The sequence below is a fragment of the Desulfarculaceae bacterium genome (assembly GCA_020444545.1).
In the GTDB taxonomy this organism is placed as follows: Bacteria; Desulfobacterota; Desulfarculia; order Desulfarculales; family Desulfarculaceae; genus Desulfoferula.
This window is the reverse complement of the sequence record JAHLKT010000002.1, coordinates 660,024-675,033: the sequence shown is the minus strand read 5'-3', so window position 1 is coordinate 675,033 and position 15,010 is coordinate 660,024. Positions and strand designations below refer to the sequence as shown.

The window sequence follows — 15,010 nt, the reverse complement described above, 5'->3', positions numbered from 1 at the left end:
TCGCACAAACCACAGGCCCCGGTCAGCAATGGCCGGGGCCTGTTTCTATCTGGCGGCGAGGCGGTGGTGCTGGCCCCGCGGGATTAGAGGCCGGGGCACGGCTTTGCGTTCCGGGGGCCGGAAAGCGCTATATGCCCCACCCTTTTTTCTACAGCTACTTACCTAACCAGCCCCTTGGCCTTTAGGTCGCCCATGACCGTAATGGCCAGGTTCTGCAGCACGTCGCCCACGGTCTCGGCCTTCTCGATCTGGGTCTCGGCCGACCAGTAGGGCTTCTTGTTTTTCAGGTCAAAGAGCTGGGTGATGATGCGAATCTTGTGCTGCACCTGGGAGTAGCTAGTGGGCACCCGGGAGGAGGGGTTGATGCCCGGGGCAATGCTGTAGAAATCTTGGTTGTAGGTGGGAGTGGACTTGTCCGCCGCGTCCATGACCAGCAGATAGCCCGCGAAGATGGCCTGCACCTTTTGCAGCTTGGCCTGGCGCATAATCTCGGCCTTGTCGTATTCCTTGGCCTTGGATAGCACCGCCAGGCTAGTGACGGCCGTGGCCCCGTGCTGGCGGAACTGGTGCACGAACTCGTTCTCGAACTTGATGCGGTTGGTGCGGTCCTCGAACCAGCCCACCACCATCACCCGCTTCAGGGGCTCGGCCTGGTAGCCCGGCTTCAGCTCGCTACGGTTCAGCTGAGATTGAACGGCGCAGCCCGCCAGGAGCAACAGGGCGATTAGCAGCAGGGACAGGATCGATTTCAGGCGCATGGTCTCTCTCCGCAAGGCGGTGGTCTTGACGCGCCGGGGCGCAACCCCAAGCTGCCAGAGTCGCCGTTTGGAAACAAGCCCAAAGGCGCCCTGCCCGCCCTTTTGCCGCCGCCCCTAAACAACCACTGGCCAAGCGCGGCCAAACCTGCCTAATATCAGGCTGCATCGCTTGGAGGTGATACCGTGACCACGACCGGCCCCAACAACGACCTGACCGACGTATCCGGCCTCAAGGTAGGCTGCCACCACGACCGCGCGGCCCTGAGCGGCTGCACGGTGGTGCTCTGCCCGCCCGAGGGAGCGGTGGCCGGGGTGGACGTGCGCGGCGCGGCTCCCGGCACCCGCGAGACCGACCTCTTGGACCCCATCAACTTGGTGGAACGGGTGCAGGCGGTGGTGCTCACCGGCGGCTCCACCTATGGCCTGGCCTGCGCGGACGGCGCGGCCCGCTGGCTGGCCGAGCACGGCCTGGGCTTCCCCCTGGACGACCAGGGGCACGTGGCTCCCATCGTGCCGGCGGCAGTGCTCTTCGATCTGGGCCGGGGGGCTGACTTCGTGCCCCCGGTGTCGCCGGAGTGGGGCCGCCTGGCCTGCGAGGCGACAAGCGGCGAACCCGTGGCCTTGGGCTGTGTGGGCGCGGGCATGGGCGCGGTGGCCGGCGGGGTCAAGGGCGGCCTGGGCTCGGCCAGCGAGGTGCTGGAAGACGGCACAACCATAGCCGCCCTGGTGGCGATCAACTCCCTGGGCTCTCTCCTGAACCCGGCCACGGGCCGCTTGTGGGAGGAGCGTTTGGAAGTGGCGAATGAGTTCGGCCCCGCGCGCGCTGCCAAGGTGTTGCCTCCCTGGCCGCCCCAGCCGGCCAAGAACACCACCATAGCGGTGGTGGCCACCGACGCGGCCCTGGACAAGGCCCAGTGCACCAAAATGGCCCAGATGGCCCAGGACGGCCTGGCCCGGGCCATCCGCCCGGCCCACACCATGTTCGACGGGGACACCGTCTTCGCCCTGAGCACCCACGGCCGTCCCCTGCCCTCGCCCCCGGGATTGTTCGGCCCGCCGGCGGCCACGGCGCTCACCGAGATCGGCCGGGCCGCGGCCGACTGCTTGAGCCGGGCCATCATCCGAGGCCTTCTTGCCGCCGAGAGCCTGGGCGGCTGGCCTTGCTTCTCTGACCTGGAAAACCGCTGAATATGAGAAATCACATGCGACGACTATGGCTGCTCTGCGCTGCCCTGCTGCTGTTGACCGGCTGCGCCACGGTCCAGGAGAACCACGCCCAGGAGACCGGCGGCGTGCTGGTTGCCTCGGGCTTCAACATCCAAAACCCCAAAACCCCGGCCCAGAAGGCCCACCTGGACAGCCTGCCCCAGCACAAGATCTTCAAGATCAAGCGCCAGGGCCAGGACTGGTACGTGTACGCCGACGCGGGCGGCTGCGGCTGCCTCTACGTGGGCGATTACGCGGATTACCAGCGCTACCGCGACAGGGCCTGGGAGCATTACCTGGCCACCGGCCAGGAGCGTTTGGAATACATCTCCGGCGACCGGACCACCTCGGGCGGCTGGAACGACTGGGGGCCGTGGTAGCCATGTATTGGCAGGAATTGCAGACCGGAGAGCGCCTGACCAGCCCGGAGCGGGAGATCAGCGGCGAGCACATCGACGGCTTCGTGGCCTCCACCGGCCTGGAACTGGCCATGTTCACCAGCCTGGATGCGGCCAAGGCCGAGGGGCACCCCAAACGGGTGGTGCCCGGCCTCATGCTTCTGAGCGTGGCCATGGGCCTGGTGCAGCGTACCGGCCTGTTCGATCACGTGGTGGCGGTGATGGGCTTCGAGGACCTGCGCTTCACCCGTTGGACCTACCTGGGCGACCGGGTCACGGTGGAGGCCGAAGTGCTCGGCCTGGCCCCGGACAACGAGCGGCGCGGCAAGGCGGTGCTCCAGTTCAGCGTGAGCAACCAGGACGGCCAACTCGTGGCCCGGGCCCGGGCCAACTATCTGATCCAGATGAGGCCGGCCTAGCGGCGGGCCACCAGTTCCACCTCCACCAGGCCGCCCCGGGGCAGCCCGGCCACGGCGATGCAGGAGCGGGCCGGGAGGGCTGCCGCGCCCTCGAAGAAGCTGGCGTAAACCTCGTTCACCGCGGCGAAGTCGCCCATGTCGGTCAGGAACACCGTGGTCTTGACCACCTGCCCCCAGCCCAGATCGGCCGCCTCCAATACCGCGCCCAAATTGGTGAGCGCCTGGCGGGCCTGCCCGGCCACGCCGCCGTCCACAAACTCGCCGCTGGCCGGGTCCACGCCCAACTGGCCCGAGGTGTAAAGGATGTCGCCCGCCCAACGGGCCTGGCTGTAGGGGCCGATGGCCGCCGGGGCCTTGTCGCTGTGTATGCTCATAAGATGTTTCCTTGGGCTTTAATCGCCACGGGGTTTGTTGATGACCAGCCAATACAGGCGCTGGTTCTCGATGCGTATCTTCAGCTTGCGTACCTTACTGTACTGGCTGGGCGCTTGCATCGCAAAACACACCGTGCTGCCGCAGGGAACCTGCATGCTATGAGTGCGGTACCAGCGGTTGTTGAGCATGATGCGCTCAGTGCCCTTTCCGCCCCGGTCCTCGGCGGCCGCATAGATCCAGGCCTTACCACGGCATCCCTTGATGGTCACATTGGTCGAGGCGTAGGTGCGGCCCGGGGCGACGTTTTGCACGCGCGGTAACGCGCCAATTGTGTGAGTCCCGTATATGGCCAAGCTCACTTTTTTCTGGGGCCGTTCCCTCACCAACCAATAGACCACCTTGTTCGGCTTGGGAATGGGCCCGAAGATCACCTTGATCTTGTTGATCTTGCCCGCTGGGGTGGACCATAGGTAAGGCCGGGTCTTGAACCTGAGCCGCACCGTGTCGCCCCGCTCGAAATTCATGACCTGGGTGCGGTTGGTCCAAGGCCCCTTGTTCACCCGGAGTTGGAGCCGGGAGTTGTCGTGCCCGGTCACGGTGACAAAAGATCCCATCTTCCTGCCCGTCACCTTGATGCGAACCGCCTCTGAATAGCACCAGGTGTCGTAATCGATGTTGTAAACCGGCTGGAAGGAAACCTGATACAAGCTTACTGTCTTGATTCTCGCCCAGCCGGGCGCGGGGCAACAAAGGGCCAGAGCCGTGGCCAGCAAGCCCAGGGCCAGGAATTTACGGGTCATGTCCAGGCGGTGCATCATGTCCTCATACCTCCAAGCGTGCAACCCTCTCAACATAAAGATCACGCATGCCTTGGTTTCCTCTTAAATAAAATCCCAATATTAGATGGGTCTTTTACCGTAGGTCAACCTTCTGTCCCGGCGAAGGGCTTATGATGGCAAGGGCCTTACTCGGCAATGTTTCTTGACAGCGCCTTAACGGCCTGCTATCAATCATACTTTCCGGCGGCCCGCCCCATGGCACGGAAACATCGGCAGGAAACAAAACCTTGAGCAACACGCAGACCGCCCCAGCCCGAAAACCGCGCCTGGTATTCGACGACCAGGACATCGCCGCGGGCATCGACCGCATCGCGGCCGGCATCCTGGCCCGCCACGCGGACCCCTCCGGCCTGGCCCTGGTGGGCATCCACACCGGCGGCGACCTGCTGCTCAGGCGCCTGGAGGCGGCCATGGCCGCCCGCCTGGGCCGCCCCGGCCTGGAGCTGGACAAGGGCCTGGTGGACATCGCCTTTTACCGCGACGACTGGACCCGCCTAAGGCAGGTTCCCAAGCTCAACGACACGGTGATCAGCTTCCCTGTGGCCGAGCGCCGTTTGGTGCTCATAGACGACGTGATCTTCTCGGGCCGCACGGTGCGCGCCGCCCTCGAGGCGCTGTTCTCCCTGGGCCGCCCCGCCTCGGTGGAGCTGGCCGTGTTGGTGGACCGGGGTCATCGCGAGATGCCCATCCAGCCCGACCACACCGGCCTGAGCCTGAACACCGAGCGCAACGAGTCGGTGAACGTGTTCCTCTACCCCGAGCCCGCCAAGGACCACGTGCTCCTGGAGCCGGGCAAGTACCGCGAGTAGGCCCAAACCCTTCGCCGGAAACTCCGGCCATTTCCAAAATATAGGAGCGAGCAGCCATGCCCAGAATGATGACTCTGGATGCCAACCTTCCCCAGATTCTCATTGCCTACCATTCCCATGGAGGCAACACCCGCAAGATGGCCGAGGCCCTGGCAGCGGCGGTGGAGGCCTCCGGCTGCGAGGCGGTCCTGGAAAAGGTGGGCGACGAGGCCCTGGCCAAGCTGCCCGGCGCGGACGGCCTGCTCTTGGGCTCGCCTTGCTACTTCGGCACCATGGCCGCTCCGGTGAAGCAGTTCCTGGATGAGAGCATCAAGTACTTTGGCAAGGGCATGTTGGTGGGCAAGGCCGCGGGCGTCTTCGCCAGCACCGGCGGCATAGGCGGCGGCGGCGAGACCACCCTGATCAGCATGACCCTGGGCCTGATGATCCACGGCATGGTGATTCAGGGCATCAAGACCGGCGGCCACTTCGGCCCTCTGGCCATCGGCGAGCCCGACGAGCGCGCCCTGGCCGACTGCAAGGCCTATGGCGAGCAGTTCGCCGACCTGGTCAAGACGCTCTTCGCGGACCTATATTAAAACCCAAGCTTCTCAGGCGGCGAGGCATCGCCTGATCTTGGCGTCCAGGGCGGCGTAGCGCTGGGTGGGCTGGTCGTGCTCCACCGCCCGCCGCAGAGCCGAGCGCTGCCCCACGATGACCACCAAGCCTTTGCCTCTTGTAACGGCGGTATAAAGCAGGGGCCGGTTGAGCAGGATGTAGTGCTCATTGGCCAGGGCGATGACCACGCAGGGGTACTCGCTGCCCTGACTCTTGTGCACCGTCACCGCGTAGGCCAGGGTCAGGTCCTCCAGGTCGGCCGGGGCGTAGCTCACCAGGCCCCGGTCCATTCCCACGTTGAGGCCCTCGTCATCCTCGCTCTTCACCAAGCCCATGTCCCCGTTGAAAACTTCAAGGTCGTAGTTGTTGCGCACCTGCATGACCCGGTCGCCCACGGCCAGGCCGGGCTTGCCCTGGGCCGCAGGGTTCAGGGCGGCGCGCAGCAGGGCGTTGAGGTGCGAGCAACCCAGGTTGCCCTTGTGCATGGGGGCCAGCACCTGGATATCCTGGTGCGGGTCCAAGCCAAAGCGGGCGGGCAGCCGCGCGGCCACCAGCTCGCGGATGATCTCCGCCGCCCGGACCGGGTCTTTCTGCTCGATGAAGAAGAAGTCGCCCTCCCCGTCCCGCGAAGGCAGGCGGGGCATCTGGCCGTGCAGGATGCGGTGGGCGTTGGCCACGATAAGTCCGCTCTCGTCCTGGCGGAAGATCTCGGTGAGCCGGGCCACGTGGGCCGCGCCCGAGTCCATGATCTGTCGAAAGAACAGGCCCGGCCCCACGGGCGGGAGCTGGTCCGCGTCGCCCACCAAGAGCAGGCGGCTGGTGGGCCCCACGGCGGCGGCCAGATGGGCGCCCAGCCAGATATCGATCATGGAGGACTCGTCCACCACGATGAGGCCGTGCTCCAGGGGCTTTTCCGGGCCGCGCAAAAAGCGGTTCTCCTTGGGGCTGAACTCCAGGAGACGGTGCAGGGTGGAGGCTTCCATGCCGCTGGCCTGGCTCAGGCGCTTGGCCGCCCGGCCCGTGGGCGCGGCCAAGGCCACGTACAGACCCATGCGTTTGGCCACTTTTATAACCGCGCGCACCAGGGTGGTCTTGCCGGTGCCCGGCCCGCCGGTGAGCACCGAAAGCCCGGCGGTGAGCAAGCCCTCCAATGCCTTGGCCTGGCGCAGAGAGGGCTGCACCGAGAGCTGCCCTCCGGCCCACTCTACCGCTTTGGCCGCGCGCTCCGGGGTGAGCAGGCCCGGCTGCCCGGCGATGCGGGCCAGCTCCCTGGCGGCCAGGCCTTCCATGAGGTGCAGGCCCCGAAGGTACACCGCGCGGCCGCCCTCGGGCAGGTCCTCGGCCACGATCTCCTGCTCCGCGTGCAAGCGGGCAAAGGCCGGGCCCAGAAGCTCGCGCGAAACACGGAGCTGTTCAGCGGTACGCTCGATCAGCTCCTCATAGGGCAAGTAAACATGCCCCTCGTCGCGGGCCTGGTTCAGAATCCACAGCAAACCGGCCTGCAAGCGCTCGGGGTGATCGTGGGCAATGCCCAGCTTGGCCGCAATGGCGTCAGCCGTGGCGAAACCGATGCCCCGGATGTCGGCGGCCAGACGGTGGGGTTTAGTTTGCACCACGTCCAGAGCCCCGGCCCCGTAACGCCGGAAGATGCGCAGCGCCGTGCCGGCGGCCACCCCGTGGGCTTGCAGGAAAACCATCAAGTCGCGCAAGGCGCCGTGGGCCACCACCGCCTCGGCGATGACCGTGGCCCGCTTGGGCCCCACCCCGGGCACCTCGGCCAGGCGCTTGGGGCTCTCCAGGATGATGTCCACGGCCAGGGGGCCCAGGGTTTTCACGATGGCCTTGGCCAACACCGGCCCCACGCCCTTGATCAGGCCCGAGGCTAGGTAGCGCTCCACCCCTTCGGCGTCGGAGGGCAGCTTGATCTTGCACTCCTCCACCTCTATCTGAGGCCCGAACTTGGGGTGGGTCGACTCCTTGCCCTTGACCTCCACGTCCTGGCCCTCGGTTATCCCGGGCATGCGTCCCACCAGGGTGGTGAGGCCCAGGCGGCCCTCGCCCTCCACCTTGGCCACGGTGTAGCCGTTTTCCGGATTGGAAAAGGTAATGCGCTTCACCCGGCCCTGAAAGGTGACCTCGCGGGGGGCTTTCATGCAGCGCCCTCCCTGATTCCGCACAGACCCGATGCCGGGCAATGTCCGCAGTCATCGCCGCGCGGCAGAGTCGCGGGATCAGGCCTAGGCCCCAGGGCCGCAATGCCGATGGCTGCCGAGCTCACCCGCTCTTCCACGGCGGCCAGGTCGTCGGCGGTGAACTCCAGCCAGGAGAGCCGTCCGCCAGCGGGCGAGAGAAACACCAGGCAGGCACGGGGCACCGAGCCCTCGCCGCCCTGCCCCTTGTACAGGGCCAGGCAGTACAAGGCCATCTGGTCGCGATAGGGTGTTGGGTCGGCCTTGGCGCTGACCTTGTAGTCAGCCACCAACCAGCCCTCGGGCAGGTGCGCGGCCAGGTCCATCTCCCCGATGATCTCCACGGCAGGCTCGCCGCCCTGGCCCGGCAGGTGCAAGCGGAAGGGCAGCTCCCGTTCGATGGCCTCGGCGTCGTTCAGCAGGCCGGGCAGATCGCTATCCCACAAACGGCCCGCCAGAGCCAAGGCACGATCAACAATATCGGGCTCATGCTCCAAGGCCTCCAGGGCGCTGGCCAGCCCAGCCCTGCCCTGGCTCAGGTCCGTGGTCTCCAGCAGGCGGTGCACCAGGCTGCCCAGGGCCACCGCGTCGGCGATGCTCTCCTTTACGCCTTCGCCCTTGCCGGGCAGCAGGGCGGTGTCCAGGCCCAGGCGCTGGGTGAGCACGTAGAGCCGGGGGCAAGCCAGCCAGTTCTCCAGGCCGCTCACCGATTCGCGCACCAGGCCGAGCCTGGCGGGCGCGCGGTTAATCCGGGCCAGAAGCGCGCGGGCCTCGCTCTCGGCCGGGCCGGGCTCGGGCGGCAGACCCTCGGGCCAGGCATCGGCCAGGGCGCGAGGCTCGGCCACGGTCTCGCGGCCCAAGGACGCGGCCTCGATCACCCGCGCGGCGGGATCGTTGATGAGGTGCTCTTCGGCCCAATGGGCCCAACCCTTGTTGCGCGCGCCGTTGCCGCTGAGCAGGAGGACCAGGCGTTGCTCGGCCCGGGTGCAGGCCACGTAAAAGGTGCGCGCCTCCTCGGCCTCGGCCCGGGCCTTGGCCCGCAGGCGCAGGCGTTCATACAGCGGCGGTTGGCGGCGGGTGCCGCTGGCCGGGTCCAGGGGAGTGGCAGCCAGCTCGCCGCCTGGGCCCAGGTCGGGCAGCGGGTCCGGCGAGCCGCCGCGTCCGGCCAGATCCGGCAGCACCACCATGGGGAACTCCAGGCCCTTGGCCTGATGCACGCTCATGATGCGCACCACCTGGGCGTCCTCGCCCAACAGCGGCGCTTGCGGGTCGTCCGGCGGGGAAGCCACCAAGGCGGCCAGGCCCCGGCTGAAGGCCTCCACCCCTCCGGCCAGCACACCGCTGGGCCGCCGCGCGGTTTCGATGAGCTTGCGCAAATTGGCCGCTTTTTGCTCGCCCCCGCTGGTGCCCATGAGCACGGGCAGAAGGTCGCTCATTTCCAGCAGACGGGTGATCAGCTCGGCCGGATGCAGCCTCCGGGCCAGAGGGCCCAGCTCGCGCCAGGCGCTCCGGGCCAGGTCCAATCGCGATTGTTGCTCCGACCCGCACCAATCGGGCAGAGGCTCGAAGCCCAGAAAACAAGAAGCCAAACCAGGACGCTCCAGACCGGAGGCATAGGCCAGGGCCAGGAGGCTCTCGTCGCTCAGGCCCACCAGGGGTGAGCGCAGCCAGGCGGTCAGGCCTATCTCGTCCTGCGGGTCCAGCAGGGCGCGTAAGGCCATGGACACGTCGCTCACCTCGTGACAGGCGTAGAAGCCCCGGCCCCGCACAGTGTAGTAATCCACGCCTGCCCGGCGCAGGGCTTCTTCGTAGATGCCCACCGAAGTGAGCCGTCTGAGCAGCACCGCCACCTGGCCCGGTTGGAAGGCGCCCTGGTCGAGAACCCCGCGCAGATAGGCTGCCAGGGCCCGCGCCTCCAGGGCGCGCCAGGCCGCGGCGCCCAGTTTGTCCTCCCCGGCCAGCCCCGCGCAATCGATGATGTCCATCACCGTATCCGCCGAGTCGCCAGGTTGGCGGCCGCCCGGCTTTTGCGCGTCGCGTTCGGTGAACTCCACATAGGCCTCGGGTGCGTGGGCCGCGTTCTCGCCTGGCTGGAGAACCGCCTGGAACAGGCGGTTGAACAAGGCCACCAAAGCGGGGTGGGAGCGCCAGTTGGCCGCGATCGCCTCCACCTCGCCCGCGCCTTGCTCCAAGCGCTCCATTAGCGAGGCCAGCACCGCCACCTCGGCCCCCCGGAAGGCGTAGATGGACTGCTTGCGGTCGCCCACTGCCAACAGGCTCGGCGCGGCCGCATCCGGCGCGGGGTCGTGGCCCATTCCGGCCAGCAGTTCCACCAGCTCGCCCTGCACTGGGTTCACGTCCTGATACTCGTCCACCAGCAGGGCGGGCCAGCGATGCCGCGCCTGGGCCAGCACGCCGGGGAAACCTCCCAGCAGGTCGCGCGCCTTGAGCAGGAGATCGTCAAAGCCCAACACCGAGCGACGCGAGCATTCCTGGTCCAGGCGCTGATTGAGCCGCGCGCACAGGGCCAGCAGGTCCTGGGCCAAGGCTTGGGCATCCGGTATGGCGGCCAGAGCTTGCAGCTGATCCAAGGCGGCCAGCAACTCCTGGCGAACCGCCTTGGCCGCGTACCAGTTGCCCGCGCAAAGCGCCCGCATTCTCGCCATGGCTTGGGGATCGACCGGGTCCATGGCCAGGCCCGCGCGCAGGGTGTCCCATTCCGCGAGCAGAGCGAATATCTTTTGGCCGTAAGCCTTGCCCTTGTTGACCTTGCCCTGATCGCACAGCTCACGCAATTTCGGCATGAGCCGGTCCATGGCCGGAAGCAGCTCGCGGCCAGCTTCCAGGTCTTGCCGATGCGCCTGCTCAGTGGCCTGGCTCGCCTGCTCGGGGCTGAGTCCCAGGGTGGCCAGGCGCGCGTGCAGCCAGGTCAACATCCCGGCCAGGCCGCTTTTGCCGTTCAGAGGGTAGTGGGCCAGGAGCCCGGCCAACAGTGGGTCTTGCCTGGCCAGGCCCTGGCGCAGGAGATCGTCTACCGTCTCGGCCAGAAGGCGGGCGTGCTCGTCCGCGTCCAGCACCGCGAACTCCGGGTCCACGCCCAGGGCCATGCCGTAGTCTCGCAGCAGGCCGGCCGCGAAGCCGTGGATGGTGTTGATGGGCGCCCAGGCCAGCTCGGCGGCCACGGCGGGCGGCACCTCCTGGCTTATGCGGGCGCGCATTTCGGCCGCCGCCTTTTCGGTGAAGGTGATGGCCACGATCTGCGAAGGCCTAAGCGGCTCCCGGCCCTCCCCACCCGAGAGCAGCGATAGATAGTGGGCCACCAGGCGGGTGGTCTTGCCGGCTCCGGCCCCGGCCACCAGGCACAGGCGCTGGGCGGGCCCGCTCACGGTGTGTCCTCCAGGGCGGCGGCCGGGTCCAGGCGGGAGCGGCACACCCCGCCCAGGGCGCAGTAATCGCAAGTCGCGTTCTCCGGGGTGGCCAGGAAGTCGCCGCCGCTCAGGCGGCCCCAAAGCGCGGCCACCGCGTTGAACAGGTTGGGCTGGCCCTCCAGGTCCAGGCGGCGGCGCACCTCGGGGTCTTCGCTGAGCAAGGGATCGTCGGGCTTCAAGGAGAGCAGGCCCGGCCCGCCATCGCGGCGGCGGGTGGGCACCAGGCGGGCGCTGAGCGCGTCGTCCGGCGAGCCCCAAAAGCGCCGCGCCGCGGCCAAATACACCGGCACCTGGAAGGCGCTGACGGCCAGCTCCTTGGGGCGCACCGGGTCCTTGGCCGCCCGCTCGCTTAGGGAGTGTTTGTAGTCCACCACCCGCAGCTCGCCCTCGCTCCGGTCCAGGCGGTCCAGGCGGCCGCGCAGCCGCAGCGGCTCGCCCTGCTCCACCGCCACGCTCAGCCCCTCGTCCTCGCGGCCGAAGTCCTTTTCCACTGCAAAGGGGCGCAGCTCGCCCAGGGCGTCCATCTCTTCGGTCACCACCTGGTTGAGCGCGGTGCGCAAGACCTCGCGGCGGGCCTCCCTCACCAATCCGTGCCCGGCCCGGCCTTTGGCGGCCAGCTTTTCGCCGGCCTCTTGCAGGCAGGCATCGAGCCGAGCGGCCAAGGCATCGGCGTCCCAGGAGGGATCGAATTCCTCGGGAGCGAAAAAGCGGGCCAGAGTGGCGTGCACCCAGTCGCCCTCGATGCGTCCGGCCAGATCCCAGGCGGGCTCGTCCTCTTCGGCCAGGCCCAGGATGCGGCCCAGGAACCAGGCCATGGGGCAGGCGGCGTAGGACTCTAGGCTGGTGGGCGAAAGGCGGCGGCGGGCGAGGTCGGCCAGTATGGCTTGCAGCAGCTCTTGGGCCGGACCGGCCGGGATGAGACCCTCAAAGGGCCCGGCCTGGGCGCGGCGGCCCGCCTCTCCCATGGCCTCCAAGCGGGCCCGCCGCTCCTCAACCGTTGCGCGGGCGGCCAGGGAGCGCCAGCGCTCGGCGAGCTCGTCTCGGCTGGCAATCTCGAAGAGCAGGGCCTGGGCCAATGCCGCGCTGGGCGGTGGCGCATTAGAAGGCCGCAAGGCCTCGCGGGCCAGGGCGGCCCACAGGGAGCGCTCATCCGGGCAGTCTTTCAAGGCGGGCGTTTGGCCGTAGACCCCGCCGGAAGGGGCCTCCAGCTCGGCCTCGCGGCCCAGGGCCTTGGCCAGGCGGCTCAGCAGCAAGCTGGGCGAGCGGGGCGCGCCGCCTAAATCCGCCGCCGCGCTGGCCAGCACGGCTCCCTGACGGGCCGAGCCCAAGAGCAAGAGCAGGCGCATCTCTTGACCGCTAAACTCCTCGTCCTCGGTGCGCCACACCGGCAAGTGGGCCTTGCCTCCCAGTTTGATGCGCTCATCGTGGTCCAGCAGGCGCAGGTCCGAGGGCCGGGACGGGAACTCCTCCTGGTTCAGGCCGCCGGCCAAGAGCCAGGCTGGTTCCAGGCCATGGGCGTCCTCCAGGCGCAATACCCGCACCCCGCCGCGCGCCCCAGCTCCCCGGCCCGCATCCTGCTGCTCCAGGGCCTGGCGCAGCAGGGCCAGCAGGCGGCCTGGACTGAGCGCCTCCGCGCCGCCTACCTGTCCGGCGGCCCGTTGCAGCCCTGTCAGGGCCCGCTCCAACCCGGCGGCGGCGTTGAGATCACGAGCCAGGGCCACGGCCGCATCGCTGTCTGTGACCGGGGCTTCAAGGTTGGCGGCCGGTTGCAGCAGCGAAAGCATCTTGTCCAGGATAGCTGCGTATTCCTCCAGGGTCTGGGGCTGGTCCAGGGGAGCCAGCCAGGCGCGGAGAGCCCCGCAAGCATCGGCCAACTCTCGCAGGCCGTCCTTGAGGCTGTGGTGCACTTGGTCGTCCGCGCCTTGCAGCCACTCCCGCGCCGGAGTCTCGTGGGCGTCCACGTAGCCCGCCGCACTGAGCAGCCTGGCCGCGCCTTGGGGCCGGGGCACCTTGAGCAGCCGAGACAGGGCCGGGCCAAGGTAAGGCGAGTCCCACACTCGGGCCAGTTCCACCCGGGGATAGCCCCGCTGGGGCAAGGCCAAGAGCTCCAGAAAGGCCTGGGCCAGAGGCGATCCGGCCAGGGGCTCGGGCCGCCGGAAGGAGAGCGGCAGGCCCAGGCGGCCCGCCACATCCTCGGCCATCTGGCCGTAGAGGCTCAGGTCCGGGAAGACCAGCAGGATATCCGAGCAGGGCACCCCGCTGTCGGCCAGGGCGCGGGCCCGGGCCACCAGGGCCTCCACCTCGGCATAGGCCCCTGGCGCGCGCACCAGCTCCAGGGCCGCGTGGTCAGAGGGAGCAGGCGAGGATTCGCCCCACTCGGCCAGAGCCATCTCGGCAAGGGGGCCGCCCTCCCCTTCCAGGTCGCTCCAAAGCACCTCGATGTTGCTGTCCTCGCGCTCCAGGGCCTTGGCGGTTTTTTTCATCAGCCGGAACACCCCGCCTTGATCATCGCGGGGGTGGGTCATGGCGAATTTCACCCGCACCGGCAAACGCAGGGCCAAGGCCTTTAGCAGACGCACCTCGGCCGGGCGCAGCCACAGGGCCTGTTTGACCGTCAGACCGCTCCAGGCATCCAGCAAGGAAAGCGTGCCGCCCGCTTTTAGGTGTGCCTCCACCTGGGCCAGAAAGTCGGCCTCGTCCAGCAGGCCGCGCGAGTTCAGGGCGGCCAGGTAGGTCTCCAACACCAGGGCCAGGGCCTCGCGCCGTGAAGCGCCGGGGCCGTGCAGATCGCGCAAATCTTGGGGCGCCAGACCGGCGGCCTTGAGGCCCACCAGCAGGCGCCACAGACGATGGGGAAAGCGGCGGCCCCGGGCCAGGCCGGCCAGGGAGGCTTGGGCTGGCGAAAGCTCGCCCAGGATGCCCTGCACCAGAATGGGCCCGGCCAGCTCGCCCAGGGGGCGCGCCCCGCCCTTGGCGGCCGGGGTTTGGGCCCATAGCGAGGGCAGCAGGGGGTTGGTCCCCTGGAAGGTGTAGTGATGCTCTCCGCCCAAGAGCAGTCCGCCGGGGGCCGAGGCGGCGGCCCGGCTAAGGGCCTGTTCCCGGGCCTGGCCGCTGGGCCAGACCAGGGCTTCGGCCCGCTCAATCACCGCAGCCTCTCGGCCAGGGCCAAGACGGTCCGGGCGTAGGGCTTGGAGTTGTTGTAGGTGAGGATCACCTTGAAGCGGCCCTTGTAGTTCAGGCCGGGCTTCCAGCCGTGCTTGCGCAAATAGTTGGCCACCGAGAAAATGGCGTCCGTTGGATGGGTCAGGTCCATCTCGCCGTCGCGGTTGCCGTCCTTGCCCCAAGCCAGCAAAGAGCTGGGCATGAACTGGGCCATGCCCATGGCTCCGGCCACCGAGCCCTTGTAGCTCAGCGGCGAGCGGCCTTCCTTCTTGGCCAGCTTGATCAGCGAGCCCAGCTCGCGGCGGGCCCAGGCCGCCCGCTTGGCGAAACGCGCCTGGGTCTTCTCGGTCTTCAGCTGGGCCCTCTTTTTCTTGGGCCAGCGCTTGGCCAAGAGCCGCTGGGCCTCGGGGGTGTCTAGCACCGCCTGGGAGGCCAGCACGTTGAAGGCTGACCAGCGCCCCACGTAGCGCCCCAAACGGCTTTCCACCGTGAGGATGGCCACCACCACCGAGCCGGGAACCCCGCTCTCTTTCTCAGCCTGGGCCAGGTCCTTGGCGTGCTTTTTCATGAACCGGCGGGCCGCGGCCACCGGCTGCTTACCCAGGAACTGGGCGTAATTGAGGCTGGTCTCCTTGGGAGCCAGCAAGGCGGCCATGAGCCTGGCCTCGAAGCGCACCCCCTTGGCCTTCAACAGGGCATCGGCCTGGGCCGAGGTATAGCCCATGGATTCCAGCTCCGGCTTGAGCGGGGCCAGGACCTGGTTGCCGGCCCAGGCGGGAAGCGCGGCCAGGAGCAGGCAAAGCGCAAGCAAGGCTTTTCCGGGCCAGGCC

12 protein-coding genes are annotated in these 15,010 nt (G+C 68.3%); 5 read left to right on the top strand and 7 right to left on the bottom strand.

Annotated features, from left to right (window positions below; translation table 11 throughout):
* Positions 1 to 158: 158 nt before the first annotated feature.
* Positions 159 to 758 carry a hypothetical protein gene (locus tag KQH53_07580; protein MCB2226525.1) on the bottom strand — a complete coding sequence of 200 codons (600 nt, stop codon included), beginning with the start codon at positions 756 to 758 and terminating at the stop codon, positions 159 to 161.
* Positions 759 to 941: 183 nt separating this feature from the next.
* Between KQH53_07580 and KQH53_07575 the strand changes: the two genes are divergently transcribed.
* From KQH53_07575 to KQH53_07565, 3 genes are read left to right on the top strand one after another with little or no spacing between them, the layout of a single operon-like run.
* Entirely contained in the window at positions 942 to 1,946 is a 1,005-nt protein-coding gene (locus KQH53_07575) for a P1 family peptidase (GenBank protein ID MCB2226524.1), read from the top strand.
* Positions 1,947 to 1,960: 14 nt separating this feature from the next.
* Positions 1,961 to 2,344 (top strand): hypothetical protein, encoded by a 384-nt coding sequence (locus KQH53_07570; GenBank protein ID MCB2226523.1) that lies wholly within the window; start codon positions 1,961 to 1,963, stop codon positions 2,342 to 2,344.
* Between the two features lie 2 nt (positions 2,345 to 2,346).
* Positions 2,347 to 2,781 (top strand): hypothetical protein, encoded by a 435-nt coding sequence (locus KQH53_07565; GenBank protein MCB2226522.1) that lies wholly within the window; start codon positions 2,347 to 2,349, stop codon positions 2,779 to 2,781.
* Here the strand turns inward: KQH53_07565 and KQH53_07560 are convergent.
* A complete protein-coding gene (locus tag KQH53_07560; protein MCB2226521.1) occupies positions 2,778 to 3,155 on the bottom strand; it encodes a RidA family protein in 378 nt (125 codons plus the stop codon). The two genes, KQH53_07565 and KQH53_07560, sit on opposite strands and share 4 nt — an antisense overlap.
* Positions 3,156 to 3,173: 18 nt before the next feature.
* Positions 3,174 to 3,974: a hypothetical protein gene (locus KQH53_07555; GenBank protein ID MCB2226520.1), complete on the bottom strand. Its 801-nt coding sequence runs from the start codon at positions 3,972 to 3,974 to the stop codon at positions 3,174 to 3,176.
* Between the two features lie 248 nt (positions 3,975 to 4,222).
* On the opposite strand from KQH53_07555, the gene pyrR reads away from it, so the two are divergent.
* Together pyrR and KQH53_07545 are read left to right on the top strand one after the other, a co-directional pair.
* Entirely contained in the window at positions 4,223 to 4,804 is a 582-nt protein-coding gene (pyrR, locus tag KQH53_07550; protein ID MCB2226519.1) for a bifunctional pyr operon transcriptional regulator/uracil phosphoribosyltransferase PyrR, read from the top strand.
* A gap of 68 nt (positions 4,805 to 4,872) precedes the next feature.
* Positions 4,873 to 5,382: an NAD(P)H-dependent oxidoreductase gene (locus KQH53_07545; GenBank protein ID MCB2226518.1), complete on the top strand. Its 510-nt coding sequence runs from the start codon at positions 4,873 to 4,875 to the stop codon at positions 5,380 to 5,382.
* 12 nt (positions 5,383 to 5,394) lie between these two features.
* On the opposite strand, the gene KQH53_07540 is transcribed toward KQH53_07545, so the two are convergent.
* From KQH53_07540 to KQH53_07525, 4 genes are read right to left on the bottom strand one after another with little or no spacing between them, the layout of a single operon-like run.
* The gene (locus KQH53_07540) at positions 5,395 to 7,554 is read right to left on the bottom strand and encodes an ATP-dependent RecD-like DNA helicase (protein MCB2226517.1); all 2,160 of its coding nucleotides are present in this window, start codon (positions 7,552 to 7,554) and stop codon (positions 5,395 to 5,397) included.
* Positions 7,551 to 10,976 (bottom strand): UvrD-helicase domain-containing protein, encoded by a 3,426-nt coding sequence (locus tag KQH53_07535; protein ID MCB2226516.1) that lies wholly within the window; start codon positions 10,974 to 10,976, stop codon positions 7,551 to 7,553. Before KQH53_07535 ends, KQH53_07540 begins: the two co-directional genes overlap by 4 nt.
* The gene (locus KQH53_07530; protein MCB2226515.1) at positions 10,973 to 14,164 is read right to left on the bottom strand and encodes a PD-(D/E)XK nuclease family protein; all 3,192 of its coding nucleotides are present in this window, start codon (positions 14,162 to 14,164) and stop codon (positions 10,973 to 10,975) included. Before KQH53_07530 ends, KQH53_07535 begins: the two co-directional genes overlap by 4 nt.
* Positions 14,161 to 14,991: a lytic murein transglycosylase gene (locus KQH53_07525; protein MCB2226514.1), complete on the bottom strand. Its 831-nt coding sequence runs from the start codon at positions 14,989 to 14,991 to the stop codon at positions 14,161 to 14,163. The genes KQH53_07530 and KQH53_07525 overlap by 4 nt, the downstream gene beginning before the upstream one ends.
* Positions 14,992 to 15,010 lie beyond the last annotated feature (19 nt).